20 protein-coding genes and 1 pseudogene are annotated in these 21,967 nt (G+C 72.0%); 7 read left to right on the top strand and 14 right to left on the bottom strand.

The window, feature by feature from the left end:
• Both ABB07_RS39685 and ABB07_RS39690 read left to right on the top strand, forming a co-directional pair.
• Positions 1-359: pseudogene (locus tag ABB07_RS39685) on the top strand (2-oxoacid:ferredoxin oxidoreductase subunit beta); the annotation flags it as partial.
• 87 nt (positions 360-446) lie between these two features.
• Positions 447-851, top strand: a complete 405-nt coding sequence (locus tag ABB07_RS39690; protein ID WP_208903901.1) for a hypothetical protein — start codon at positions 447-449, stop codon at positions 849-851.
• 133 nt (positions 852-984) lie between these two features.
• On the opposite strand, the gene ABB07_RS39695 is transcribed toward ABB07_RS39690, so the two are convergent.
• Positions 985-3,231: an MMPL family transporter gene (locus ABB07_RS39695; protein WP_208903902.1), complete on the bottom strand. Its 2,247-nt coding sequence runs from the start codon at positions 3,229-3,231 to the stop codon at positions 985-987.
• 287 nt (positions 3,232-3,518) lie between these two features.
• Between ABB07_RS39695 and ABB07_RS39700 the strand changes: the two genes are divergently transcribed.
• The gene (locus ABB07_RS39700; RefSeq protein ID WP_208903903.1) at positions 3,519-3,980 is read left to right on the top strand and encodes a nuclear transport factor 2 family protein; all 462 of its coding nucleotides are present in this window, start codon (positions 3,519-3,521) and stop codon (positions 3,978-3,980) included.
• A 676-nt stretch (positions 3,981-4,656) separates the two neighbouring features.
• On the top strand, positions 4,657-5,505 hold the full coding sequence (ddaH, locus tag ABB07_RS39705; protein ID WP_208903904.1) for a dimethylargininase: 849 nt from the start codon (positions 4,657-4,659) through the stop codon (positions 5,503-5,505).
• Positions 5,506-5,553: 48 nt separating this feature from the next.
• On the opposite strand, the gene ABB07_RS41645 is transcribed toward ddaH, so the two are convergent.
• Together ABB07_RS41645 and argB (ABB07_RS39715) are read right to left on the bottom strand one after the other, a co-directional pair.
• Positions 5,554-6,489: a hypothetical protein gene (locus tag ABB07_RS41645; protein WP_208903905.1), complete on the bottom strand. Its 936-nt coding sequence runs from the start codon at positions 6,487-6,489 to the stop codon at positions 5,554-5,556.
• A gap of 130 nt (positions 6,490-6,619) precedes the next feature.
• Complete coding sequence (gene argB, locus ABB07_RS39715) at positions 6,620-7,528, bottom strand: acetylglutamate kinase (protein WP_208903906.1); 909 nt, start codon at positions 7,526-7,528, stop codon at positions 6,620-6,622.
• A gap of 347 nt (positions 7,529-7,875) precedes the next feature.
• Here argB (ABB07_RS39715) and ABB07_RS39720 point away from each other — a divergent pair, with 347 nt between their 5' ends.
• Positions 7,876-8,112: an MbtH family protein gene (locus tag ABB07_RS39720; protein ID WP_208903907.1), complete on the top strand. Its 237-nt coding sequence runs from the start codon at positions 7,876-7,878 to the stop codon at positions 8,110-8,112.
• Between the two features lie 91 nt (positions 8,113-8,203).
• Here the strand turns inward: ABB07_RS39720 and ABB07_RS39725 are convergent, their stop codons facing one another.
• Positions 8,204-9,556: a lysine N(6)-hydroxylase/L-ornithine N(5)-oxygenase family protein gene (locus ABB07_RS39725; protein WP_208903908.1), complete on the bottom strand. Its 1,353-nt coding sequence runs from the start codon at positions 9,554-9,556 to the stop codon at positions 8,204-8,206.
• Positions 9,557-9,854: 298 nt separating this feature from the next.
• Here ABB07_RS39725 and ABB07_RS39730 point away from each other — a divergent pair, with 298 nt between their 5' ends.
• A complete protein-coding gene (locus ABB07_RS39730) occupies positions 9,855-10,499 on the top strand; it encodes an FMN-binding negative transcriptional regulator (RefSeq protein ID WP_208903909.1) in 645 nt (214 codons plus the stop codon).
• 28 nt (positions 10,500-10,527) lie between these two features.
• Here ABB07_RS39730 and ABB07_RS39735 read toward each other — a convergent pair whose 3' ends face one another.
• From ABB07_RS39735 to ABB07_RS39750, 4 genes are all read right to left on the bottom strand, one after another.
• A complete protein-coding gene (locus ABB07_RS39735; protein ID WP_244189846.1) occupies positions 10,528-11,325 on the bottom strand; it encodes an LmbU family transcriptional regulator in 798 nt (265 codons plus the stop codon).
• A gap of 256 nt (positions 11,326-11,581) precedes the next feature.
• Positions 11,582-12,358: an ABC transporter permease gene (locus ABB07_RS39740; protein ID WP_208903910.1), complete on the bottom strand. Its 777-nt coding sequence runs from the start codon at positions 12,356-12,358 to the stop codon at positions 11,582-11,584.
• On the bottom strand, positions 12,355-13,329 hold the full coding sequence (locus ABB07_RS39745; protein WP_208903911.1) for an ATP-binding cassette domain-containing protein: 975 nt from the start codon (positions 13,327-13,329) through the stop codon (positions 12,355-12,357). The genes ABB07_RS39740 and ABB07_RS39745 overlap by 4 nt, the downstream gene beginning before the upstream one ends.
• Before the next feature lie 29 nt (positions 13,330-13,358).
• Positions 13,359-14,051 (bottom strand): DUF4097 family beta strand repeat-containing protein, encoded by a 693-nt coding sequence (locus ABB07_RS39750; RefSeq protein WP_208903912.1) that lies wholly within the window; start codon positions 14,049-14,051, stop codon positions 13,359-13,361.
• Positions 14,052-14,273: 222 nt separating this feature from the next.
• Here ABB07_RS39750 and ABB07_RS39755 point away from each other — a divergent pair, with 222 nt between their 5' ends.
• Positions 14,274-15,014: a GbsR/MarR family transcriptional regulator gene (locus tag ABB07_RS39755; protein WP_208903913.1), complete on the top strand. Its 741-nt coding sequence runs from the start codon at positions 14,274-14,276 to the stop codon at positions 15,012-15,014.
• Between the two features lie 64 nt (positions 15,015-15,078).
• Here ABB07_RS39755 and ABB07_RS39760 read toward each other — a convergent pair whose 3' ends face one another.
• The 6 genes from ABB07_RS39760 to ABB07_RS39785 all read right to left on the bottom strand — a co-directional run bounded on the left by ABB07_RS39760 (position 15,079) and on the right by ABB07_RS39785 (position 21,965).
• A complete protein-coding gene (locus ABB07_RS39760; RefSeq protein ID WP_208903914.1) occupies positions 15,079-16,293 on the bottom strand; it encodes an acetylornithine transaminase in 1,215 nt (404 codons plus the stop codon).
• Positions 16,290-17,279 carry an acetylglutamate kinase gene (gene argB, locus ABB07_RS39765; RefSeq protein WP_208903915.1) on the bottom strand — a complete coding sequence of 330 codons (990 nt, stop codon included), beginning with the start codon at positions 17,277-17,279 and terminating at the stop codon, positions 16,290-16,292. Before argB (ABB07_RS39765) ends, ABB07_RS39760 begins: the two co-directional genes overlap by 4 nt.
• A complete protein-coding gene (argJ, locus tag ABB07_RS39770) occupies positions 17,276-18,427 on the bottom strand; it encodes a bifunctional glutamate N-acetyltransferase/amino-acid acetyltransferase ArgJ (RefSeq protein ID WP_208903916.1) in 1,152 nt (383 codons plus the stop codon). The genes argB (ABB07_RS39765) and argJ overlap by 4 nt, the downstream gene beginning before the upstream one ends.
• Before the next feature lie 172 nt (positions 18,428-18,599).
• Positions 18,600-19,628 carry an N-acetyl-gamma-glutamyl-phosphate reductase gene (argC, locus tag ABB07_RS39775; RefSeq protein ID WP_208903917.1) on the bottom strand — a complete coding sequence of 343 codons (1,029 nt, stop codon included), beginning with the start codon at positions 19,626-19,628 and terminating at the stop codon, positions 18,600-18,602.
• Positions 19,629-19,644: 16 nt separating this feature from the next.
• Positions 19,645-20,826, bottom strand: coding sequence for a serine hydrolase domain-containing protein (locus tag ABB07_RS39780; RefSeq protein ID WP_208903918.1), 1,182 nt, complete (start codon positions 20,824-20,826; stop codon positions 19,645-19,647).
• A gap of 155 nt (positions 20,827-20,981) precedes the next feature.
• The gene (locus ABB07_RS39785) at positions 20,982-21,965 is read right to left on the bottom strand and encodes an AfsR/SARP family transcriptional regulator (protein ID WP_208903919.1); all 984 of its coding nucleotides are present in this window, start codon (positions 21,963-21,965) and stop codon (positions 20,982-20,984) included.
• Between the last annotated feature and the right edge of the window lie 2 nt (positions 21,966-21,967).

Below are 21,967 nucleotides of genomic sequence, written 5' to 3' on the forward strand. Positions count from 1 at the left end.
AAGCCCTCATCCGCCTGGAGCACGGGCAGCCCATCCGCTTCGGCCCCAACCACACGCGCGGCGTCGTCCGCGACAAGACCACCGGCGACCTGCAGGTCGTCACCGTCACGGCCGACAACGAGGCGGACGTCCTGGTCCACGACGCCCGCTCCGCGTCCCCGACCACGGCCTTCGCCCTGTCCCGCCTGGCGGACCCGGACACCCTGCACCACACCCCGATCGGCGTGTTCCGCTCCGTCGACCGGCCCGTCTACGACACCGCGATGGCCGACCAGCTCGACACCGCCATCGAGCAGAAGGGCAAGGGCGACCTCGCCGCACTCCTCGCCGGCGGCGACACCTGGACCGTCATCGGCTGACGACACCGGGACGCCCCCAGCGGCCGGGGCGTCCCCGTCCGGCACGTGCGTCCGGCCGCTCGTACCAGGGAAGGGACACACACCACCATGACACCCAGCCATCCTTTACGCCGGGGCCGCGCCACCGCCGTCGCCGCGGTCGCCGCCGTGGCGCTCGCCGCCGGACTCACCGCCGGCTGCGACGCCGCCCACCGGGCGCTGGACTGCGTGCGCACCGCCAACGACATCGCCGACGACGTCGGCAACCTGCAGCAGGCGGCACGGGACGCGGCGCTCGACCCGTCGAAGGCCCGCACCTACTTCGACCCCATCGAGAAGAACCTGAAGGGCATCGGCCACCAGAGCGACGACGTCGACGTGCACAAGGCGGTCGACGACCTCGGCCAGGCCGTGAACAACGTCCGCACGTCCATCGAGAACGGCGACAAGAGCCCGGACCTCAGCCCGGTCAAGGCATCGGCGGGCGAACTGACCAAGGCCTGCACGAAGTAGCGGCAGCGCCGGACCCCGGGAGCGGAAGAGACGCGGCCACCGCCGGCCCCGTGCCTTGCGGCACGCGGGTCGGCGGTGGCCGTTGGGGCCGGGCCGGACGGGGGAATCACGGCCCGGGGTCAGGGGGCGGCCGTCAGCCGGCGTAGGTGGGCTCGTGTTCCCGGCGGGGGCCGGGGATCGGAGCGGCGGCCGGGAGGCGGCCCAGCTTCTCGCCCTCGACGTCCATGTTCGGCAGCAGCCGGTCCAGCCAGCGCGGCAGCCACCAGGCTGACCTGCCGAGCAGGGCGAACAGGGCCGGGACCAGGGCCATGCGGACCACGAAGGCGTCGAAGAGGACGGCGGCCGCGAGGCTGAAGCCCATCATCTTCACGAAGTCGTTCGTGTCCAGGATGAAGCTGGAGAAGACGCTGGTCATGATGATCGCGGCGGCGGTGACGACGCGTCCGCCGTAGCGGAAGCCGGAGACCACCGCGTCGGAGGGGCTCGCCCCGTGGACGTACGCCTCCCGCATCCGGGCGACGAGGAAGACCTCGTAGTCCATCGCGAGACCGAAGACCACACCGATCATGAAGATCGGCAGCGTGCTCATGATCTGGCCCTGCTGGTGGATGCCGAAGCTCTTGGCGAGCCAGCCCCACTGGAACACCGCGACGACCGCGCCGAGCGCCGCGCCGACCGAGAGCAGGAAGCCCAGGGCCGCCTTGAGCGGGACGAGGACGGAGCGGAAGACCAGCATCAGCAGGAGGAAGGCGAGGCCGACCACCAGACCCAGGTAGGGCAGGAGGGCGTCGTCGAGGGTCTTGGAGAAGTCGATGTAGAGGGCGGTCTGGCCGGTGACCAGGACGGAGGCGCCGTCGGCGGAACGGAAGTCCGCCTTCATGCCGCGGATCGTCCGGACGAGCTCCTCGGTGGCGTGGTCCTGGGGGCCCGTCTTCGGCACGACGGTGATGATCGCCGTGTCCCGCTCGGGGTTGGTGGTCGCAGGGCTGACCAACGCGACGTTCTTGATCCCGGCGAGCTGCTTGCCGACCCGGGCCGCCGCGGCGGCCGTGTCCTGGGCCTGGACCGTGACGGTCAGCGGGCCGTTGAAGCCGGCCCCGAAGGACTCGGACAGCATGTCGTACGCCTTGCGCTGCGTGGTGTCCTTCGCGTACGTGCCCTCGCTCGGCAGACCGAGCTGCATGTCGGCCGCGGGGAGGGCGAGGGCGCCGAGGCCCGCGACACCGACGAGCAGGACGGTCAGGGGGCGGCGGACGACGAACGTGGCCCAGCGGCTGCCGAGGTTCGGCTTCCCGCGCGCGGCGCGCTTGTCCGCCTTGCGCTGCTGACGGGCGCTCAGCGGCTTGCCGTAGAACCGCCTGCGCTCGGCGCGCGGCATGACCTTGATCGGTGCGAAGCCGAGGAGGGCGGGGACCAAAGTGATGGCGATGAGGACCGCGATGGCGACCGTGCCGGCCGCGGTGAGGCCCATCTTGGTGAGCATCGGCACGTTGACCACGGCGAGGCCCGCCAGGGCGATGATCACGGTGAGGCCGGCGAAGACGACGGCGGTGCCGGCGGTGCCGACGGCGCGCGCGGCGGCGTCCCGGCGTTCGTGGCCCTCGGAGAGCTCGGAGCGGTAGCGGGAGATGACGAACAGGGCGTAGTCGATGCCGACCGCGAGGCCGAGCATCATCGCCAGTGTGGTGGTGGTCGTCGACAGGCCCAGCGTGGAGCCGAGCGCGGTGATCGCGGAGGTGCCGATGGCGACGCCGATGAGCGCGGTCAGCAGGGGCATGCCCGCCGCGATCATCGAGCCGAAGGTGAGGACCAGGACGAGGGCGGAGACCAGGATGCCGATGCCCTCGGCGCTGCCGCCCGTGCCCGCCTCCAGCTTGACCGCGTCACCGCCGGCCTCGACGGTCAGGCCGCTTTTGCGGGAGTGGTCGAGGGCGTCGGTGAGGGCGTTGTGCGCCTTGTCGTCCAGCTTGGTGGCGGCGACCTTGTAGGTGGCGATCGCGTAGCCGGTGGTGCCGTCCTTGCTGACGGCGTTCGCCTTGAACGGGTCGGACACGGCGACCACTTCGGGTGCCTTGCCGAGCCGGGCGACCAGGTCCTCGACCTTGGCCTTCTGCTCCGGGTCGGCGAGCTTGTGGCCCTGCGGGGCGCGCAGCACCACGCGGGCGGTGGCGCCGTTCGCGTTCGCCGCCGGGAACTTCTCCTTGAGCAGGTCGAAGGCCTTCTGGGACTCGGTGCCGGGCATGGAGAACGTGTCGGCGGGCGGCGTGGGCGCGGAGGAGGCGGCGACGCCGATCCCGATGAGGGCGGCGATCCACAGCAGGGTCACCAGGCCGCGTCGCCGGAAGGCGAAGCGGCCCACTGATGAGAGGAAGGTGGCCATGGTCGTTACAGACTCCTGGTCTCGCGCGGATTGTGAGGGGATGGGTGGTGCTGCCGGGACCGGTGGCCGGTCACGTCCGGGGGGAACGCGTCGTCGGGGACGTGCGGGCACGGTGCGCCCCGCGCCCTACACCTTCTGCGGAAGCGCTTGAGGCGTATTTGAAAGAGACTCGATCGGGGTCTCGAAGACTGTCCGTACCGAGCCCGGAATCCTCGCCAGTGCCCCGGGATCCCTCGGCGTCCCTCACCACCCATGGACACGGACGGACGGAAAAGGAGGCGGAGATCATGACCGTCGAGCTCGCGGGCACCGCCGAACGCACGCTGCCCAGCCAGAAGTTCGCCGCCCTGTACGCGGAGGCACAGCGGTTCTACACGCACCAGATGCAGCTGCTGGACGCGCACGACACCGAGCGTCTGGCGGGCACCTTCACCGAGGACGCCCTCCTCGAACTGCCTTCCCTGCCCGGGCCGGTGCCGGTCCGCGCCGGGCTCACCGGCTACGTCCGCGCCGGCGCGGCACGGCAGCGGCGGGCCGGCGGCCGCCTCAACCACTGGGTCGGCATGCTCGACGTACAGGCCCGGGCGGACGGGGCGCTGCACACCCGCTGCTCGGCCCTGGCGTACGTCACGCCGGGCGGGGGAAGTTCCCGCGTCCTGTATGTGTGCGTCATGGCGGACGTCCTGGTCCGCACCGGCGGCACCTGGCGCATCGCGCACCGCCGGGTGACCCGCGACGACCTGGCCTGAACCACCGCACGAACCGGGGCGACGAGCGGGACGACCCCGGCCCGGCACAGGCGGCGTGCGGTGGAACACCGCTTCAGCCGAGCTCGAGGTTCCGCACGGTGCGCGGGCCCTGGGGCCGGTCCCACCCCTAGAGTCGGCCGTGCACATCCCCTCCCTGTCCGCGCCCGCCTGCCGTCACCGGACGAGGGCGGGCGCGTCGACGTACGGGGGCATCGAGGGGCCGCGGCCGGCGTCCGTGGCGGCCTGCCGCGCCGCACACCTCCCCGCCGGGTCGCCGGTTAGCCGCTTGGAAGAACGCTCGAACGCGGATCGCGGCACCCGGGGGCCGGCAGGTGCGCCGGGGTAGTGTGGGCTCGGTCAACCGCCGTACGCCACAGGGGAGTTACGGCGCCACAGGAGAGTTACGGCGGAGCCGGCCACGGCCGTGCAAGGAGTCCGGAAGACGGGACCCGGTGAGTGGGGAACCGGCCCGGGTCCGGCGCCGCACCCGAGTCGGACGCGTCCGGCCGGACCTGCCCCGCGTCGCAGCACACCCCCCGGGGGATGTCCCCCACGACCCGGATGCCCACACCCGGCCCGACCGGCAGTCACCGCTGCTCCGGCACCCCGGCGCCGCACACCCCGCCGCGCCGAGCACGCACTTGTCTCTCACGAAGAACACAAGGAGGAACCCGCCATGGCTCCGCACGCCACCGCAGTCGACGAACGGGCACCCCGGGCGGCACGGAAGGCGGTTCCGCACCGCCTGCTGATGTGCCGCCCGCAGTACTTCGACGTGACGTACAGCATCAACCCGTGGATGAACCCGGAGAAGCCGACGGACGCCGGGACCGCCCTGCTCCAGTGGGAGCAGCTGCGGGATCTGTACCTCTCGCTCGGCCACACCGTCGAGGTGGTCGAGCCCATCGAGGGCCTCCCGGACATGGTGTTCGCCGCCAACGGTGCCACCGTGGTGGACGGCAAGGTCCTCGGCGCCCGGTTCCGGCACCGGGAGCGGACCGCGGAGGGGCCGGCCTACCTCGACTGGTTCGCCCGGAACGGCTTTAGCGAACTGCTGTGGCCGGAGCACATCAACGAGGGCGAGGGCGACTACCTGCGCGTGGGACGCCGGATCCTGGCCGGCACCGGCTTCCGGACCGACCCGCGCTCGCACGCCGAGGCCCAGGAGTTCTTCGGCCTCCCCGTGACCGGCCTGACCCTGGTCAACCCGAACTTCTACCACCTGGACACGGCGCTCGCGGTGCTCTCGCCGGACGAGGTCATGTACTACCCGGCGGCCTTCACCCCGGGCAGCCAGGCGGTGCTGCGGGAGATGTTCCCCGACGCGGTCATCGCCTCCGACCAGGACGCCGCGGTGTTCGGCCTCAACGCCTTCTCCGACGGGCTCAACGTGCTGCTGCCCCAGGCGGCCACCGGACTCGCCGAACAGTTGAGGGAGCGGGGGTTCAACCCGATCGGCGTGCGCCTGGGCGAGCTGCTCAAGGCGGGCGGCAGCGTCAAGTGCTGCACTCTCGCGCTGTCCTGACCCGACGCCCGGCGGCCGGTGACGCGCCGCCGGGAGACCGCCGGTGGTTCAGGGCAGGCTGGTGAACACGGCCAGGACGTCGTCGAGTTCGTGTGTGTGCACGGTGAGGGACTCGGCCGTGACCGCTGCCGCGTCGAGGACCGCGAGTACGGCCCGCAGGGTCTCGATGCCGGCGTCGGCGGTGATCCGGAGGGTCAGCGTCGCGGGGTCGCTCCACGCGTCGCCGAGGCCCGGGCCGGCCCCGGCGCCGAAGGCGGCGCCGGCACGCCCGAGCGCGCCCGCGTCGGCGAACCGCAGGCGGATGACACCGTCCGGCGGATCGTGCGCGGGCGGCCCCGGCCGGAACAGGGGGTCGCCGGGCCCCGGATCATCGGGCCTGGAGCAGCCGGATTCGGGGTGGCCGGGCTTGGGGTCGCTGGGCTTGGGGTGGCTGGGCTTGGGGTGGTCGGGCCCGGGGCCGGACGTGGAGTGGCTGGACTCGGCATGGCCGGACTCGGGGTCGCCGGGCCTGGGATGGTCGGGCACGGGATGGCCGGTCTCGGGGGCGTCGAGCCTGGGGGCGCCGGGCCTGGGATGGTCGGGCCTGGGGTGGCTGGGCTCGGGGCCGGCGGGCCTGGGGTCGCCGGTTGGCCCGGCCGTGCGGGGTTCCAGGAATGTCGGCAGGGTGGGCAGGCCGGAGAGGGGCGCGGCCGCCGTGAGTCCGGCTCCGTCGCCGGGCGTGCCGGAGGAGCGTGCGGGCACGTCCGCCCCGCCGTGCCCGGGCACCGGACCGGCTTCGGCCAGGGCGCCGAGCAGGACGAGCCGGGCCTCGGGCGAGAGGGAAGCGGCGAGACGGCGGGCGAGTTCGCGGGCCTCGTCCCCGTCCGTCGCGGCCGCCCGGGCCAGTTCGTGGCCGAGGGCGGCGTGCCGATCGGCCGCACCGGACGGCGTCGTGGCGTCGGCGCGGCCATGGGCCCAGTCAGGAGCCCAGGGTGTGTGTGTCACGGGCACTGCCCTCGCCTTCGCTCGCGTGTCGTCGTCCGGGTGCCGGTGAGCCGCGCTCGGCCGCAGCGGGGCCGCGCCGGGCCGGCGATGTGCCGCTGCCGGCGTTGCCGGTGCTGTTGCGACCGGTCCTTCACCGCAGGACCTCCGCCTCGTCCGGGTCCGGCACGATCACCGTGCCGACCCCGTCGTCGGTGAACATCTCCAGGAGCACCGAGTGCGGGATCCGTCCGTCGATCACCCGGGCCGCGCCCACACCGCCCCGCACGGCCTCCAGGCAGCCGGTCATCTTGGGGACCATGCCGTCGCTGAGCTCCGGCAGGAGCTTCTCCAGCTCGCCGGCCGTGAGCCGCTGGATGACCTCGTCACCGTGCGGCCAGCCCGCGTACAGACCCGCGACGTCCGTCAGCATGACGAGCGCCTCCGCGCGCAGCGCGGTCGCGAGCGCGGCCGCCACGGTGTCGGCGTTGACGTTGTACACGAGGCCGTCCTCGGCGCTGCGGGCGAGCGGCGAGACCACCGGGATCCGGCCGTCCGCCAGCAGGCCCTCCAGGGCACCGGTGTCCACCCGGCGGATGTCGCCTACCCTGCCGATGTCCACCGGCTCCCCGTCGATCCACGGCACGTGCCGCACCGCGGTGAGCGTGTCCGCGTCCTCGCCGGTCATGCCGACGGCGAGCGGCCCGAAACGGTTGATCAGCCCGACCAGCTCGCGCTGCACCTGGCCGGCGAGGACCATCCGCACCACGTCCATCGCGGGCGGCGAGGTGACCCTCAGCCCGGCTCTGAACTCGCGCTCCAGGCCGCGCCGTGCGAGCTCGGCGTCGATCTGGGGGCCTCCTCCGTGCACCACCACGGGCCGCAGCCCGGCGTAGCGCAGGAAGGCGACGTCACGGGCGAAGGCCGCCGTGAGGTCCTCGTCGACCATGGCGTGTCCGCCCAGCTTGACGACGACCGTACGGCCCTGGTGGCGGGCCAGCCACGGCAGGGCGTCGCCGAGGGACTGGGCCTTGGCCAGGGCCGGGTGCACGCTGACGGTCATGAGAACCTCGCACGTTCGGGGACGAGACCGCCGACCGGGCAGGTGGCGCTCATAGGCACGACTCCTTCTGGTGGAGGACCCAGGCCAGGGACCAGGCCCGATGACCGGTGGACATGCGCTTGAATGCGGCAAGAGAACACTTGGCCGCGCTGCGGGCTCTTGGGAAGGTGAATACCTGTCGGCCCGGGCTGTGATTGCGCCGCAATCATCACGCGCGGACGCGCTCCGACGGAACATCGATTCCCGTCAACTCATCACCCGCCAATGGCGGAGTTGGCGAGACCGCCGAGCCCGAATCGCTTTCCGCTCGGAAGCGAATCGTGGCCGGCTCGCATTGGAGTGGAATCATGCGCAGCAACCCGTTCGACGACGCCGACGGCCGGTTCTACGTTCTGGTGAACGACGAGCAGCAGCACTCGCTGTGGCCCGCTTTCTCCGAGGTTCCCGCCGGCTGGCGCGCCGTGTTCAGCGAGGAGAGCCGCGAGAAGTGCCTCGCGTACGTGGAGGAGCACTGGAGGGACCTGCGGCCGCGGAGCCTGCGCGACGCGAGGGACGCCGGCCCGGTCGCCGCCGACGCCGCGTGAGCCGACCGGGCGCCGCCCGGTACACCGTGCCTGGGGGTGGGTCCCGGTGCTGCAGCGACAGCACCGGGACCCACCCCCTTGCCGTGCGGCCTCAGGCGGCGGAGCGCGCGGCCTGAACGGGGCGGCCGCTGCCCAGCTCCCGCTCGGTGCGCCGCAGCACGATCGAGTCGGCGATCTCGCCGCTGCGTACCGCGATGTTCGACAGCAGGGCCGAGGACAGGCCGTGGGTGTGCTCGGTGCCGCCCTGCAGGTAGACGCCGGCGGTCAGCCCCGACGCGGGGACGAGCCGGTAGTCGCGTTCCACCCGGTGCCTGCCCGCCGCGTCGCGCAGGAAGTGCCGGTCGAAGTCGCCGAGCAGGCGGGCCGGGTCCAGGCCGTCGTAGCCGGTGGCGAACACCAGCGCGTCGAGGGCCAGTTCCTCCGTCCGGTCGTCGAGCACCGAGCGCACCACCACGCGCGCCCCGCTCCCGACGCGTTCGACCTCGTCGACCCGGGTGAGGTTGCGGAAGTGCAGCCGCTGGCTGCCGCGCACCTGCTCGTCGTACGAACGCTGGTACAGGGCCCGGATGACGTCGGCGTCGACCACCGAGTAGTTGGTGTTGCGGTGGTAGCGCCAGAACGAGTCCCGGGCCCGCTCGGTGCCGAAGTAGTACTCGTCGACCGCGCTGGGGTCGAACACCTGGTTGGCGAAGGGGGTGTCGTCGGCGACCGAGTAGCCGTAGGACGGGATGACCGCGGTGACCTGGGCGTGCGGCAGCGAGTCGTAGAGGAACCGGGTGATCTCGGCCGCGCTCTGGCCGGCGCCGACCACCGCCACGCTCTTGAGGTCGCCGGGGGCCTGCGCGTGGAACCTGCTCAGGAACTCCGAGCTGTGCCACACCCGTTCGTCGGACGTCACGCCCTCCGGCAGCCGGGGCACCAGGCCCGTCGAGATGACCACGTTGCGCGCGCTGACCACGCTGGTGGTGCCGTCGCCGCCGCGCACCTCGATCTCGAGGATGTCGGACGTCCCGGACCCGGCCTCGCCGGCGGGCCGGATCGAGGTGACCTCGGCGCCGTAGGTGACCCGGTCGCGCAGGCCGGCGGCCGCCCACTCGAGGTACTGGTGGAATTCCTGCCGGGTCGGGAAGAAGTCCTGGTTGTTGACGAACTGCACCAGCCGGTCCGCGGCGTGCAGATACGAGATGAAGCTGAACCGGGACGTCGGATTCCTGAAGGTCGCCAGGTCCTTGAGGAAGGAGATCTGCATGGTCGTCGACGGCAGCAGCATGTTCCGGTGCCAGCCGAACGTGGGCTGGCGCTCGAAGAAATGGCACTTGAGCGGATGCTGCGGAGAGCTCGCTTCGTGTTCCTCCAGGGCGATCGCGAGCGACATGTTGGACGGGCCGAACCCGATACCGACCACGTCGTAGATCTCTTGGCTGGGCCTACCCGCTATGTCCATAGAAAACTCTCCCGCTTGCGTCTGGAAAACTCGACCGGTGGCTCGAGAGACCGTCTTGCAGTGTTCTCCGGAGAGTGTCTAAAAGGCAACTCGAGAACGGCATGAAGACTGTTCGACGGCTTCGCAAGTTGCTCCGTACCCGAAGGCGTTGTCCCGTCGACGGGACGAACGGTAGGGTCGGCGCGGATTCTCAAGATTTCCGTGTGGCGCGGCCCATGGCGTATGTCCGGAGTAATGCATCAGTCCTGCCCCTGAGCCAGAGCCATGCCCCGAGCCCATTGCCGAAAGGTGAATCCGGATGTTCGTGCCAAGCTTTTATCGGGAACCGGACAGTGCGTGGATGGTGGACCTGATCCGCGGTAATCCACTGGCGCTCGCGGTGACCAATGGCAGCCCCGAGGACGGTCCGTTCGCCACGCACCTGCCGGTCATCTTCGACCCCGAGACGTCCGGCGACTGGTCCGGCGAGCTGCCGGGGGCCACGCTGCTCGGGCACATGAACCGGGCCAACCCGCACTGGGCGGCGCTGGAGACCGGCAGCGTGCTGCTGCTGACGTTCACCGGCCCGCACTCCTATGTGTCGCCCACGGTGTACGAGACGACTCCGGCCGCCCCGACCTGGAACTTCACCGCGGTGCACGTCCGGGGCGTGGTGGAGAAGATCTCCTCGACCGAGGAGACGCTGGGCGTGGTGCAGTCCACCGTGCGCGCCTACGAAGGGGCGTTCGGCGACGGCTGGGACATGTCCGAGTCGCTCGACTACTTCCGCAAGATCGTGCCCGCCGTGGGGGCCTTCCGGTTCACGGTGACCGGGGCCGAGGGCATGTTCAAGCTCAGCCAGGAGCAACCGGGCGAGGTGCGCGAGCGGGTACGGGACGCGTTCGGACAGAGCGGGTGCGCGTACAGGCGCGAGGTCGCCGGGCTGATGAGCCGGCTGCCGTGAGGTGCCGCGGGCCTCGGCGCCGGGACCTTCAGGCGCTGATGGCCGCCGGCCGGAGCCGCTCGGTGAGGCCCTCGGGCCGCGCGTGCTCCCGGGAGGCGCCCGCGGCCGCCGCGGCCAGGCCCTCGACGCGTGTGAGCTCGGGGATCTCCACGCGCTCCGCCGGCGCGCCGAGGTCCTCCAGGGCGTTCGCGGCCGCGCTGTCCAGGGTGGTCATCACCCACTGCTCGAAGTCGACGCCCAGTTGCTCCGCGGCCCGGTGCCACCACTGAAAGCGGCTGCCCGGGACCTCCAGGCGGTGCCTCGGCTCGGTGGGAGTGCGCGGCTGCCCGCTCTGGCGCGTGGCGCGGATGGCGCCGCGCAGCTGTTTGGTGGTCCACTGCCGCTGCTCGGCGCGGTCGAGCCAGAGTTCCTGTTCCTCGACCGGCATGGAAGCCAGCTCGGCGTGGTGCTGGAAGCTCAGGGAGGGCCGGCGCCGGCTGAGGTCGAAGCGCCGTGAGACCCACGCGTAGTTGCGCAGGGTCTGGTACGAGAGGCCCGCGGCGCGTATCCCCCGCTGGTACCGGTCGGTGTAGTGGTCCTTGCCGTAGACGAGCCAGTCGCCCAGCCACCAGGAGGACGAGTCGAGGACGTCGGCGAGCTGGCGTCCGGCCCGCTCCCATTCGTCGTAGGCCATCTTGGCCGGCATCTGCAGGCCCACTCTGGTCGTCAGTACCTGGCCCCGGCGCGGCGCGGTCCCCGTGGTGCGCGGCTGCCGCGGGGGCTGCGCGAGAGCGGTTGCCGGGCCGCCGTGCGACCCCGCGGTCTGACCGGCCTGACGCGTCATCATGCCTCCATGAAAAGGGCCCACATAACCGGCGAGAAGCCTCGCAGCGGGGGGTGGAGCAGGGCCGGAGCGGCACTCGAACGGTTGCGCGTCGAACATCTCCGTGGCATGGCGCCGATCGCCCGGGGGTGTCCCGCCGACGGGACACCGATCCCTGAGCCACGGCACACGAACGAGGCGGCGTACACCGGCGTGGTGCCGGGGTGCGCCGCCTTGGTCCGGGGTGGGTTCGGCGGGGGTGGGCTGTGTGGTGGCGGGGTTACTTGGTGTCCTGGTTGAACTTGGCGGTGGCCCAGCGGTAGCCGAGGGCGGCGAGGCCGAGGCTCCAGGCGAGGGCGATCCACCCGTTGTTGCCGATGTGGGTGCCCAGGAGGAGTCCGCGGAGGGTTTCGATGGTGGGGGTGAAGGGCTGGTAGTGGGCGATGGGCTGGAACCAGCCGGGCATGGTGTGCAGGGGGACGAAGGCGCTGGAGAGCAGCGGCAGCAGGATCAGGGGCATGGCGTTGTTGCTGGCGGCTTCGGCGTTGGGGCTGACCAGGCCCATGCCGACGGCGATCCAGGTGAGCGCGAGGGCGAACAGGACGATGAGTCCGAACGCGGCGAGCCAGTCCAGGACGCCGGCGCCGCTGGAGCGGAAGCCGATGGCGACGCCGACGGCGCCGACCAGGACCACGCTCAGGACGGACTGCAGGACGCTGCCGATGACGTGGCCGATGAGGATGGAGCCGCGGTGGATGGCCATGGTGCGGAAGCGGGCGATGATGCCTTCGCTCATGTCGGTGGAGACCGACACGGCGGTGCCGATGGTGGTGGAGCCGACGGTCATCAGCAGGATGCCGGGGACGATGTAGGCGATGTAGGCGTCGCGGCCCGCGCCGCCGCTCATGGCGTTGCCGAAGATGTAGACGAACAGCAGCAGCAGCATGACCGGGGTGAGCAGCAGGTTCAGGGTGAGCGACGGGTAGCGCCGGGCGTGCAGGAGGTTGCGGCGCAGCATCGTGTTCGTGTCGCGCACGGCGAGGGACAGGGAGCTCATCGCAGGGTCTCCTTGGACGGGTTCGGCCGGCTGCTCTGCTGGGGCACGCTGCCGCTGTCGGTGAGGGCGAAGAAGACGTCGTCGAGGTCGGGGGTGTGCACGGTCAGCTCGTCGGCCTCGATCCCGGCCGAGTCCAGCCAGTCCAGGATGGAGAGCAGTTCGCGCTGGGTGCCGTCGCTGGGGATCTGCAGCGCCAGCGCCTCGTCGTCGCGGGAGGCTCCGCGCAGCGTGGCCGCGGCGGATCGGTAGGCGGCGGGGTCGGTGAAGCGCAGGCGGACGTGTCCGCCGGGGATGAGCCGCTTGAGTTCCTCGGCGGTGCCTTCCGCGGCGATCTTGCCGTTGTTCAGGACGGCGATGCGGTCGGCCAGTTGGTCGGCTTCTTCGAGGTACTGGGTGGTGAGGAAGACGGTGACGCCGCCGGTGACGAGTTCGCGGATGATGCCCCACATGGTGTGGCGAGAGCGGGGGTCGAGGCCTGTGGTCGGTTCGTCGAGGAAGATGATGCGGGGGCTGCCGACGAGGGTCATGGCGATGTCCAGGCGGCGCTTCATGCCGCCGGAGTAGGTGGAGGCGGGCTTCTTCGCCGCCTCCACCAGGTCGAAGCGCTCCAGCAGTTCGCCGGTGACTCGCCGGCCCTCCGCCTTGGACAGGTGGTGCAGGTCCGCCATGAGGAGCATGTTCTCCTCGCCGGTGATCAGGCCGTCCACGGCGGAGAACTGCCCGGTCACCCCGATCGCGGCCCGCACCGCCTGCGCGTCGGTGGCGAGGTCGTGGCCCGCGACTCGGGCCTGCCCGCCGTCGGCGGAGATCAGGGTGGACAGGATCTGCACCGTGGTGGTCTTGCCGGCCCCGTTCGGGCCGAGCAGGGAGAAGATGGTTCCCTCCGGGACGGCCAGGTCGATGCCGTCGAGCACGACCTTGTCACCGTAGGACTTGCGCAGCCCGTTCGCCGCGATGGCCAGAGTGCTCATGAGGGGTGCTCCTTCGGGGACGGCGGTGGTCAGAGGCTGCTGGCGGTGATGTCGCCGTAGGCGGTGGTGGCGCGGATGTTCAGGTCGGCGGCGGCACCCTCGGAGTTGTTGAGCGAGTTGTGGACACGGCCGTAGGTGGTGCCGGCGTCGAGGGAGGCGGAGACGCCGCGGGCGGCGCCGACCGAGATGTTGCCCTGCTGGGTGTCCAGGGCGACGGTGCCGCCGTGGGCCTCGGTGACACGGATGTCGCCCCGCTGGGTGCTGATCTGCGCGGGGCCGCCCAGGCGGCCGACGGTGATGTCGCCCTCGTGGGCGCTGAGGCGGGCGCTCGCGGCCTCGTCGAGCTTGACCGAGCGGTAGCCGCCCTCCAGGGCGACGTCGCCGAGCCGTCCGACGCCGCGGAACTCGGCGCCGGCGGTCTTCGCCTCGATCCGGGAGCCGGCGGGGAGCTGGACGGTGACCTCGACGGACCCGGAGCTCCCGAGGAACCGGTTGGTCGCCTCCGGGGCCTGGATGCGCAGGACGCCGTCGCCGTAGTGGACGGAGATCTCCTCGGCCGCCTTGACGTCGCGGCTCTTGGCGGGGTTGGCGGGCCGCACCTCGACCGTGGTGTCGGTCCGGTCGGCGGCGATGAACTGGAGGCGTCCGGCGGGGATGTCGAGGACGGCGGAGATGGGGGAGGGGGTGTCGAACTTCTGCGGGGTGCTCAGGTTCTTCTGCATGGTGGGCTCCTTCGGCTCGCTGTTTCTGATGATGGAAACGCTACGTTGCATTCATTATTTTGGCAACAGCAGTGTTGCGAGAAATTCTTGTATCCGCAGGTAGTTGGCAGGAAATCGTTGCAACGAGAGTGAATCTAACGCAACGGCCCGTTCTTCGTTCGTTGCAATGTATTGAAGGTGAACGCTATGTTGGGCACCCCACGGAGCACGAAGGAGACCGCGATGCCGGGAAGCAGACTCACCCAGCTGGAACGCCAGCAGATCGCGACCGGGCTGGCCGACGGCCTCGCCTACGCGGAGATCGCCAGACGTCTCGACCGCCCGACCTCGACGATCACGCGCGAGGTGATGCGCAACGGCGGCCCCACCGGCTACCGCGCCGACCTGGCCCACCGCGCCACCGAACGCCGCACCCACAAGCGCAGGCAGGCCACGCGCCGGGGAGCGGAGGCGGCCCCGCAGGCCCACGGGCGCGACCCGGAGGCGGTGCGCGAGTACGAGGAGGCGTTCACCACCCTGCTCATGCAACAGGGCCTGCCCAAGATGATGTCCCGGGTGCTGACCTGTCTCCTCACCACCGACGAGGGCAGTCTCACGGCGGCCGGACTCGTCCAGCGCCTCCAGGTCAGCCCGGCGTCCATCTCCAAGGCGGTCACGTTCCTGGAGAACCAGGGGCTCGTCCGCCGGGAACCCGACGAGGGCCGCCGCGAGCGCTATGCCGTCAACGACGACGTCTGGTACGACTCGATGGTCGCCGCCGCCCGGTCCAACTTCCAGCTGGCCGAGACCGCACGGCAGGGCGTCGCCGTCCTCGGCCACGACACCCCGGCGGCCACCCGCCTCGAAAGCATCGCCCGCTTCGTCGACTTCGTCGGCGAGAGCATCACCCGCGCGGCGGAGCAGGCCCGCGACGTCCTGTACACGAAACCCGAAACGGCCTCCGGCGGCACGGCCCGGGCGTGACCGGGACGCCCGGGGCGTACGAGGTGTTCGTCGGGGTCATGTGAACCGCCTCCACCCGGCCGGCTCAGGCCGCCGTCAGTCCCGCGGCGAGGGTCTCGGACAGGGCCGCCCGGAACCCCGTGAGGAAGGTGTCCACCTCGCGGTCCGACACGATCAGCGGCGGCGCGAGCCGGACGACGTCCGGCGTCACCGCGTTCACCAGGAGGCCGTGGTCCTGGGCCGCCCGCTGCACGCGCGCCGCGACCTCCCCGTGGAGCGCGACGCCCACCAGCAGGCCGGCGCCGCGGACTTCGCGCACCAGCGGGTGGGCCGGCTCCTCCAGGCCGCGCCGCAGCCGCTGCCCCGTCCAGGTCACGTGGTCGAGGATGCCCGCCCGCTCGATGGTGTCCAGCACGGCGAGGGCGGCCGCGCACACCACGGGGTTCCCGCTGAAGGTGGAGCCGTGCGCGCCGGGCGTGAGCAGCTCGGCGGCCGCACCGAAGGCGAGTGTCGCGCCGATGGGCAGACCGCCGCCCAGCCCCTTGGCGAGGGTGACGACGTCCGCCTCGACGCCTTCGGCCTCGGCCGCGAACCAGCGGCCGGTGCGCCCGATGCCGGTCTGTATCTCGTCCAGGACGAGCAGGGTTCCGGTCGCCGCGGTGATCTCGCGGGCCGCCCGCAGGTAGCCGGGCGGAGGCACGACCACGCCGTTCTCCCCCTGCACGGGCTCCAGGACCAGCAGCGCGGTGCGCGGGGTGACGGCGGCACGCAGGGCCTCGACGTCCCCGTACGGCACATGGCTGACCTCGCCCGGCAGCGGCAGGAACGGGCGCTGCTTGGCGGGCTGGCCGGTCAGCGCCAGGGCCCCCATGGTGCGGCCGTGGAAGCCGCCGGTGGCCGACACCATGTGCGTACGGCCGGTGAGCCTGCCGATCTTGAAGGCCGCCTCGTTGGCCTCGGCACCGGAGTTGGAGAAGTACACCCGGCCCCGGCGCCCGGCGAGCTGCAGCAGGCGCTCGGCGAGGCGCACGGTCGGTTCGGCCATGAACAGGTTCGAGACGTGTCCGAGCGAGGCGAGCTGTTCGCCGACGGCCCGTACGACCGCGGGATGCGCGTGGCCGAGCGCGTTGACCGCGATGCCGCCGAGGAAGTCGAGGTACTCGTTGCCCTCGGCGTCCCAGACCCAGGCGCCCCGGCCCTTGACCAGAGGCAGCCGGGGGGTGCCGAAGTTGTCCATCATGACGCCCTGCCAGCGGCGGGTCAGCGCCGCGTTGCCCGTCCCGGTGATGCCGTCGCTCATGCCGTCGCTCCCTCGAAGCTGGCGTCGTCGTCCGGCACGACCACCGTGCCGGTGCCGTCGTCGGCGAAGATCTGCAGCAGGATGGAGTGCTCGGTCCGGCCGTCGACGACGCGGGCGGCGCGCACCCCGTGGCGCACGGCGTACAGACAGGCCTCCATCTTGGGGATCATCCCGGAGGCCAGCCGGGGCAGCAGTTCGGCCAGTTCGCCGGCGGTCAGGCGGGGGATCACCTCGTCGCTGTCCGGCCAGTTGGCGTACAGACCCGCGACGTCGGTCAGGATGAGCAGCGTCTCGGCGCCGAGCGCGGCGGCGAGGGCCGCGGCCGCGGTGTCGGCGTTGACGTTGAACACACCGCCCTCGGCGGCGTCCTTGGCGTCCTCGGGCCGGGCGATGGAGGAGACGACGGGGATGCGTCCGCCCTCGACGAGGTCCCGCACGATCCCGGCGTCGACCTGGGCGACGTCGCCGACGCGGCCGATGTCCACGGACCTGCCGTCCTTGTGCGCATAGCGCCTGACGGCGGTCATCAGGCGGGCGTCCTCACCGGTCAGGCCCACCGCGTGCGGGCCGTGCGCGTTGAGCAGCCCGACGAGCTCGCGCTGCACCTGCCCGGCGAGGACCATGCGTACGACCTCCATGGTCTCGTCGGTGGTGACCCGCAGGCCGCCCTCGAACCGGGACTCGAGGCCCAGGCGCGCGAGCTGTGCGCTGATCTGCGGGCCGCCGCCGTGCACCACGACGGGCTTCAGGCCCGCGTGCCGCAGATAGAGGATGTCCATGGCGAAGGCCGCCTTCAGGTCGTCGTCGACCATGGCGTTGCCGCCGAACTTGATGACGACGGTCTTGCCCTGGTGGCGCGCCAGCCAGGGCAGCGCCTCGACGAGGGCACGGGCCTTCGGCAGGTCCGCGTGCGCGCCGGAGCGGCCGGAACCGAACGGCCGAGGAGCCGGACGGGGGGCCGGTTCGGGAGACGGAGAGGCGCTCATGAGGCGTACTCGCTGTTCTCGTGGACGTAGTCGGCGGTGAGGTCGTTGGTCCAGATGACGGCGGAGTCCGGGCCCGCGGCGAGGTCCACCGCGATCCGGACCTCGCGGCCGGTCATGTCCACCAGCGCGCGGTCCTCGCCCACCGATCCGTTCTTGCAGACCCACACGTCGTTGATGGCCACGTTGAGCCGGTCGGGTTCGAAGGCGGCGGAGGTGGTGCCGATGGCGGACAGGACGCGGCCCCAGTTGGGGTCCTCGCCGTGGATCGCGCACTTGAGGAGGTTGTTGCGGGCGACGCAGCGGCCCACCTCGACGGCGTCGTCCTCGCTCGCGGCGCCGACGACCTCGATGCGGATCTCCTTGCTCGCGCCCTCGGCGTCCCCGACGAGCTGCCGGGCCAGGTCGGCGCAGACCGCGCGCACGGCCTCCGCGAACTCGCCGTACTCAGGGGCTTGTCGGGAGGCGCCGGAGGCGAGCAGCAGCACGGTGTCGTTGGTGGACATGCAGCCGTCGGAGTCGACCCGGTCGAAGGTGACCCGGGTGGCCTCCCGCAGCGCCCGGTCCAGGACCGCGCCGTCCACGTCGGCGTCCGTGGTGAGCACCACGAGCATGGTGGCGAGCCCGGGGGCGAGCATCCCGGCGCCCTTGGCCATGCCGCCGACGGTCCAGCCGCCCCGGGTGACCGCGGCCGTCTTGTGCACCGTGTCGGTGGTCATGACGGCGACCGCCGCGTCCTCGCCGCCGGACTCGGACAGCCGGGTGACGGCGCTGTCGACGCCGGCCAGGACCCGGTCCATGGGCAGCGGCACGCCGATCAGCCCGGTGGAACAGACCGCCACGTCCGTCGCGTCCAGGCCGAGCCGCTCGGCGGCCCGCTCGGCGGTGGCGCACGTGTCCTGGAATCCCCGCGGCCCGGTACAGGCGTTGGCCCCACCGGAGTTGAGCACGACCGCGCGGACCTCGCCGTCCGCGAGCACCTGCCGGGACCACTGGACGGGGGCGGCCTGCACACGGTTGGAGGTGAAGACGCCCGCCGCGGCACAGCGCGGCCCGTTGTTGACCACGAGAGCCAGGTCCCGGTTGCCGTTCTCCTTGATTCCGGCGGCGATGCCCGCCGCCGTGAAGCCTCGTGCTGCGGTGACGCTCACTGCATCTCCTTGTTCGCCTTGCCGCGGATGGGGTTCCCCCGCGCGAGCGAAGCCGAGCGTGGGGGAGGCTGGTGTCACTGCCGCCCGTGCGGTGCACAGGCGCGGCTGTCGTCGTGCGCGGCCCGGCGGCTGCGCGTGCTTCCCCGGCGACCGCCGGCAGGTGCCCCGCGGCTCACGGTGCGACTCCGATCGTGGAAAGCCCCAGTCCCTCGGGCAGTCCCAGGGCGACGTTCATGCTCTGCACGGCGCCGCCCGCGGTGCCCTTGGTGAGGTTGTCGATGGCGCTGATCGCGATGATCCGGCCGACCGCCGCGTCGAGGGTCACCTGCACCTGGGCGGCGTTCGAGCCCTGCACGGCCGCGGTGCTCGGCCACTGCCCCTCGGGCAGCAGCCGGACGAACGGCTCGTCCGCCAGCGCCTTCTCGTACGCGGACCGTACGTCCTGTGCGCCGACCCCGGGCCGCGCCGCGGCGGAGCAGGTCGCGAGGATGCCGCGGGGCATGGGGGCCAGGGTCGGGGTGAAGGAGACGGCGACCCGGCGCCCCGCCACGGCGCTGAGGTTCTGCACCATCTCGGGCGTGTGCCGGTGGCCGCCCCCCACACCGTAGGGCCGCATCGACCCCATGACCTCGCTGCCCAGCAGATCCGCCCGCGGCGCCTTCCCGGCGCCGGACGTACCCGACGCCGCGACGACCACCGCCTCGGGTTCGGCCAGACCGGCCGCGTAGGCGGGGAAGAGCGCCAGCGACACGGCGGTCGGGTAGCAGCCCGGCACCGCGATGCGCCGGGCGCCCGCCAACGCCGCGCGGGCACCTGGAAGTTCGGGCAGGCCGTACGGCCAGGTGCCCGCGTGCGGCGAGCCGTAGAACCTCTCCCAGTCGGCGGCGTCCGCGAGGCGGAAGTCCGCGGCACAGTCGATGAGGAGCGTGTCGTCGCCCAACTGCCCTGCGACGGCGGCGGACTGGCCGTGCGGCAGGGCGAGGAAGACGACGTCGTGGCCCTCGAGGACGCCGGCGGTGGTGGGCCCTACCTCCCGCTCGGCCAGTGGAGCCAGGTGCGGCTGCAGTGTCGCAAGACGCCGGCCCGCGCTGGAATGCCCGGTCAGAGCACCGATCTCCACCTCGGGATGGGCCAGAAGCAGACGGAGGAGTTCGCCCCCCGCGTATCCGCTCGCTCCGGCCACGGCTGCTCGCACGGTCATGGACCCCCCAGGTCGGTCACTGCTCGGACGGCGTGTCGCAGAATTCGGCGCTCAGGATGGGGACGAGACCCGACACGTCCCAGTCGCCGTTGAAGTTGAAGGTGAGCTCGTGGCGGCCGTCCTCGCTGAAGGCGGCGACCGAGAGCGACCCCACCGTGCCTCCGTCGTGGTACCAGACGGTCGTGCCGCAGGGCAGCGCGAGCCGTTCGACGCCGAGCCCGTAGGACGAGATCGGCAGATCGGGGTTGACGACGGTCGTCTTCAGCTCCGCCAGCTGCTGCGCCGGCAGCAGCTTCCCGCCCATCAGGGCCCTGAAGAAGCGGTCCAGGTCGCCCGCGCTGGAGATCATGTCGCCGTCGCCCCACATCTGCGAGGCGTTGAACTCGGTGACGTCGTCGATCCGGTCCGGCTGCGAGTCGAAGAAGAGCTTGCTGTAGCCGCGGCTGCTCGGCCGGGGCACGGTGGTGCTGGTGCCGGCGTTGGACGTCGCCCTGAGCCCCAGGGGTTCGATGATGCGCTCGCGCACTTCGCTCTCGTACGACCTCCCCGCGACCTTCTCGACGATCAGCGCGGCCAGGATGTCGTTGGTGTGCGAGAACCAGTGCCGGGCGCCGGGCTGGAAGTGCGGCGCGTGGGAGAAGGCCACCTTCAGGCGCTGTTCGGGCGTCAGGGTGTCGTACCGGTGCTGGAGGAAGCCGTCGCCCAGGGTGTACGTCCGGTAGAACGTCTCGTCGGCGAGGTAGTCGAACAGGCCGCTGGTGTGGTTGAGCAGCTGCCGTACGGTGATCTTGCTGCCGTCGTTGCCGTTGCCCGTCACCACGCCGGGCAGCCAGCGCTCCACGGGGTCGTCGAGGCTGAGCTTCTTCTCCGCCTCCATCTGGAGCAGGACGGTCGCCACGAAGGTGTCGGTGATGCTGCCGATGCGGAACCGGTCGTTCTTGCCGCGCGGCGCACCCGTCTGCCGGTTGCCCACGCCCGACGCCGACTTCCAGACCCCGTCGGCGTCGCGGGCCTCGGCGGTGATGCCGGGGATGCCGGCCGCGACGGCCGCGTCGATCGCGCGCTGCGTCGCCTGGTGGTCGGCCGCCGGGGAAGCCGCGCCCCGCGCCGCCTGGGCGGGACCCGCGAAGGCGGTGGCCGCGAGCGCGACTGCCGCCAAACCCACCACGCCGGCCCGTGGTCTCATCCGTCTCGTCATTCCCCGCTCCTGAGAATCGTCTCTACTTGGCCGATGTCGTACTTGTGCGGTCTGTGGGCGGCACAGTAGGTCACCTGCCTTGAGTGCGGGTCGTGTGTTCCCGCCGTGGGGCACGCGGGACCCGAAGACGTACCGTGAGCCGTGTGGCAGCGTTGTCAGCAGGCCCGCGCCACCGTGCTCGCCGTCAACTCCCTGAAGCGCCGGATCAGTTGGTCCTGCTCCTGCTGCAGTCGCTCGATACGGCGCTGCAGCTGGGAGATCTCCTGGCACAGGGAGAGCACCGCGTCGCCGGCCGTCGCGTCGGCCGGCGCGGCCACCGGCCCGGCCTGGACCGGAGCGGCCGGGCGGGGGCGCACCGCGGTGTCGAGCGCCGGGTCGTGGTGGAGTATCGCCTCCATCAGGCCGCGCAGGGCGGGGCCCGGCTCGACACCGAGTTCGTGCACCATGCGGTTGCGCGCCCGCTCGTACACGCCGAGCGCCTCCGCCTGCCGGCCGCAGCGGTAGAAGGCGACCATCAGCAGGTCGTAGAACCGCTCCCGCGTGGGGTGGTCGGTGGTCAGCTCCATCAGCTCGCCGGTGATCTCGCGGTGGCGCCCGGTGCGCAGATACGCGTCGTACATCATCTCCAGGGCGGTCAGCCGGTGCTCCTCGAGCTGGGCCGCCCGGCCCGCGCAGATGTCGCCGAGCACGCTGCCCTCCAGCGCCGGGCCGCGCCACAACGACAGGGCCCGCCGCAGCAGTTCGCCGGCCTGCCGCGGGTCCTCGCGCAGCACCCTGCGGCCCCGCTCGGTCAGGTGCTGGAAGCGCGCGGCGTCCGTGTCGAGGGGGTCGAGCTGCAGGACGTAGCCGCGCGAGGTGGTCACGATCCACGGGTGCGGTACGGGCCGGCCGGTCTTACGGTGCTGCGGGCCGGACAGCAGCCGGCGCAGCCGGGTCACCTGCAGTTGCAGCGCGTTCGCCGCGTTGGCGGGCGGGTGTTCGCCCCACAGCTCGTCGATGAGCCGCTGCACCGACACGTTGTGCCCGGCCTTCACCACCAGCGCCCCGAGCAGGGCGCGCTGCTTGGCACCCGTGGGAAGGATCCGCACACCGGTCTGTTCGTCCTGGACCTCCACGAGGCCGAGAATGCGGAACTGCATCG

The sequence above is a fragment of the Streptomyces incarnatus genome (assembly GCF_001027185.1).
Taxonomy (GTDB): Bacteria; Actinomycetota; Actinomycetes; order Streptomycetales; family Streptomycetaceae; genus Streptomyces; species Streptomyces puniciscabiei.

Excerpts from the sequence above, each read along its gene's own strand:
- ABB07_RS39690 (WP_208903901.1), top strand. The coding sequence starts at position 447 with ATGACACCCAGCCATCCTTTACGCCGGGGCCGCGCCACCGCCGTCGCC.
- ABB07_RS39695 (WP_208903902.1), bottom strand. The coding sequence starts at position 3,231 with ATGGCCACCTTCCTCTCATCAGTGGGCCGCTTCGCCTTCCGGCGACGC.
- ABB07_RS39700 (WP_208903903.1), top strand. The coding sequence starts at position 3,519 with ATGACCGTCGAGCTCGCGGGCACCGCCGAACGCACGCTGCCCAGCCAG.
- ddaH (WP_208903904.1), top strand. The coding sequence starts at position 4,657 with ATGGCTCCGCACGCCACCGCAGTCGACGAACGGGCACCCCGGGCGGCA.
- argB (WP_208903906.1), bottom strand. The coding sequence starts at position 7,528 with ATGACCGTCAGCGTGCACCCGGCCCTGGCCAAGGCCCAGTCCCTCGGC.
- ABB07_RS39720 (WP_208903907.1), top strand. The coding sequence starts at position 7,876 with ATGCGCAGCAACCCGTTCGACGACGCCGACGGCCGGTTCTACGTTCTG.
- ABB07_RS39725 (WP_208903908.1), bottom strand. The coding sequence starts at position 9,556 with ATGGACATAGCGGGTAGGCCCAGCCAAGAGATCTACGACGTGGTCGGT.
- ABB07_RS39730 (WP_208903909.1), top strand. The coding sequence starts at position 9,855 with ATGTTCGTGCCAAGCTTTTATCGGGAACCGGACAGTGCGTGGATGGTG.
- ABB07_RS39735 (WP_244189846.1), bottom strand. The coding sequence starts at position 11,325 with ATGATGACGCGTCAGGCCGGTCAGACCGCGGGGTCGCACGGCGGCCCG.
- ABB07_RS39740 (WP_208903910.1), bottom strand. The coding sequence starts at position 12,358 with ATGAGCTCCCTGTCCCTCGCCGTGCGCGACACGAACACGATGCTGCGC.
- ABB07_RS39745 (WP_208903911.1), bottom strand. The coding sequence starts at position 13,329 with ATGAGCACTCTGGCCATCGCGGCGAACGGGCTGCGCAAGTCCTACGGT.
- ABB07_RS39750 (WP_208903912.1), bottom strand. The coding sequence starts at position 14,051 with ATGCAGAAGAACCTGAGCACCCCGCAGAAGTTCGACACCCCCTCCCCC.
- ABB07_RS39755 (WP_208903913.1), top strand. The coding sequence starts at position 14,274 with ATGCCGGGAAGCAGACTCACCCAGCTGGAACGCCAGCAGATCGCGACC.
- ABB07_RS39760 (WP_208903914.1), bottom strand. The coding sequence starts at position 16,293 with ATGAGCGACGGCATCACCGGGACGGGCAACGCGGCGCTGACCCGCCGC.
- argB (WP_208903915.1), bottom strand. The coding sequence starts at position 17,279 with ATGAGCGCCTCTCCGTCTCCCGAACCGGCCCCCCGTCCGGCTCCTCGG.
- argC (WP_208903917.1), bottom strand. The coding sequence starts at position 19,628 with ATGACCGTGCGAGCAGCCGTGGCCGGAGCGAGCGGATACGCGGGGGGC.
- ABB07_RS39780 (WP_208903918.1), bottom strand. The coding sequence starts at position 20,826 with ATGACGAGACGGATGAGACCACGGGCCGGCGTGGTGGGTTTGGCGGCA.
- ABB07_RS39785 (WP_208903919.1), bottom strand. The coding sequence starts at position 21,965 with ATGCAGTTCCGCATTCTCGGCCTCGTGGAGGTCCAGGACGAACAGACC.